The sequence below is a fragment of the Saccharopolyspora sp. NPDC002686 genome, from assembly GCF_040295745.1.
Classification (GTDB): Bacteria; Actinomycetota; Actinomycetes; order Mycobacteriales; family Pseudonocardiaceae; genus Saccharopolyspora; species Saccharopolyspora oryzae.
Genome location: NZ_JBEOVY010000605.1, coordinates 1 through 2,147 on the forward strand (window position 1 = coordinate 1; position 2,147 = coordinate 2,147).

The 2,147-nt window shown below is 68.9% G+C and carries 2 protein-coding genes and 1 pseudogene; 2 read left to right on the top strand and 1 reads right to left on the bottom strand.

Annotated features, from left to right (window positions below; genetic code table 11):
• Nucleotides 1-348: pseudogene (locus ABTZ89_RS38165) on the top strand (acetate/propionate family kinase); the annotation flags it as partial.
• Here the strand turns inward: ABTZ89_RS38165 and ABTZ89_RS38170 are convergent.
• Nucleotides 349-1,059, bottom strand: coding sequence for a hypothetical protein (locus tag ABTZ89_RS38170; RefSeq protein ID WP_270947903.1), 711 nt, complete (start codon nucleotides 1,057-1,059; stop codon nucleotides 349-351).
• A gap of 330 nt (nucleotides 1,060-1,389) precedes the next feature.
• Between ABTZ89_RS38170 and ehuB the strand changes: the two genes are divergently transcribed.
• Nucleotides 1,390-2,142 (top strand): ectoine/hydroxyectoine ABC transporter substrate-binding protein EhuB, encoded by a 753-nt coding sequence (ehuB, locus tag ABTZ89_RS38175; RefSeq protein ID WP_351054243.1) that lies wholly within the window; start codon nucleotides 1,390-1,392, stop codon nucleotides 2,140-2,142.
• The last annotated feature ends 5 nt before the right edge of the window (nucleotides 2,143-2,147 follow it).

Here is a 2,147-nt window from a genome sequence, read left to right on the forward strand (position 1 = left end):
CTGCGCGAGGTGCTGGCGGCGCGCTCCGGCGGGGACGAAGACGCGTCGGTGGCCTTCGACGTCTACCGGCGCAGCTTGGTGCGGCACGCGGGAGCGATGGTCGCGGTGCTCGGCGGCCTGGACCTGCTGGTGTTCACCGGCGGCATCGGCGAGCACCAGCCGCCGGTGCGGGCCGCGGTGTGCGAAGCGCTGTCCTTCGCAGGCGTGGCGCTGGATCCGCAGCGCAACGAGGCCGCTTCGGCCGATGCGGACATCACCGGGATCGGAGCGCCCGTCCGCACCGCAGTCGTCCAGGCCCGCGAAGACCTCGAAATCGCCCGCCAAACACGAGCCGCGGTGGGGAGCTGATCAACCGCTGACGCGGGAGGCCGAGTTCCAGAGGACGCATTCGTCGCAGTAGCCGCCGCCTGCTCGCCACCACTGGCAGCAGGTCGTTCGGCGGGGCCACGGGTTGCGGGTGGGGGTGATGTCGAGCAGGTGTTCGCGACCGGTGGCGGCGAGCAGTTCGCGGGCTGTCGCGATGGCGTCGCCGGGCATTCCCGCGCGCTGCAACCGCCAGAGCACCGTGCCCACCGAACCAACCGGATTTCCCCAGTACTCGTGGCTTTCCGGGCACGGGCCGCCGAGCGCGTGCAGGGCCTCGGTCAACGGCTCGAAGGCCTCGGCGAGGTCCCGCCACCACTCCTGCGGCGTGCGCCCGGCCTCCGCACCCGACGGGCGCAGCGCGGAAAGGCGTCCTTCGGCGGTGACGGCGACGTGCAGGTCGCGCAGCGAGGGAACGGCCGCGCCGAGGTAGTGCTCCGGCACCGTCGCGCAGCAGGCGAGCCAGCCGAACCGGAACGCCACCAGCACGATTCCGGCCCGCTGATGCCGGAATCCGCCGCGTTCCTGCCATTCCGCTGCGCAACGCGACAACCACGGACCCGCGGGATCGCAGAACTCCGCCCAAGGCACCGTCGGCAGGCTCGACGACGGCACGGTCCGCGGCCTGGGCAGCAACCGATCGCACTCCCGCAACCGGCCGCTCAGCACAGCCGGGGAACACGCCGAAGCGCTCATGCCTGCGATGCCTTCCCGTCGATGTGCGGAGTGCAGCCTACCTCGATTTCGCGGTGGTCTTCCAGGACACTATGGACGGACGAGAATTCGCCGGATCGGACTAGTCGGAGAGCGGTGTCGGTGCTGGTCACCGCCCTGATCGTGCTATGAACCCGGTGCGTTTGCGCTGGTAATTCGCCACCCCGCGAAATTTCGTACCGCCGTTCGGTTCAACTCGGCGGTTACCTGTTGTCAACAATGTTCGCGTTGACACCTGCGACTGGCGCGGCCTAGCGTCTCTGCGCAACGCATCCCCCGAATGGGCGATGCACGCGAGGGAGGCGTGAGCCGATGCGCAAGAACGAAATCTCCCGACGACAGATGCTCCGCACCGGTGGCGCGGCCGCGTTGGCCTTGCCGGTGGCCGGTTTCCTCGCCGGTTGCAGCTTCACCCAGCCAGGCACGGGACAGCCCGCCGGATCCACATTGGACCAGATCAAGAAGCAGGGCTTCGCCCGGATAGCCATCGCCAACGAACCGCCCTACACGAAGATCGAACCGGACGGCACGGTCACCGGTGCCGAGCCCGATGTGGTCGCCGCCGTGCTCAAGCGGATGGGCATCCCGGAGGTCCAGGGCGTGGTGACGCCGTACGAGTCGATGATCCCCGGGCTCAAGGCGAACCGGTGGGACATCATCGCCGCCGGGCTGTTCATGAAGCAGTCGCGCTGCAGCCAGCTCCGCTACTCCGAACCGCAGCTGGTCTCCACCGAGTCCTTCGCGGTGCCCGCGGGCAACCCGAAGAAGCTGACCAGCGTCGCGGCGGTGAAAGCCGATCCGGCGGTGAAGGTCGCGGTGCTGCCCGGCGGTTTCGAGGACGGCGCGCTCAAGACGCAGAACGTGCCCGCCGGGCAGATCGTCAACATCCCGGACGGCCGCAGCGGAATCGAGGCGGTGCAGGCCGGTCGGGCCGACGCGTTCTTCCTGCCGACCCTGTCGCTGGAGTCGCTGAAGACCGACGGCATCGAGATCACCCAACGGCTCTGGTCCGACGATCACCAAAACGGCGGAATGCGCTGGTGGTGGGTGTTTACGCTCGGTTGAAAGTG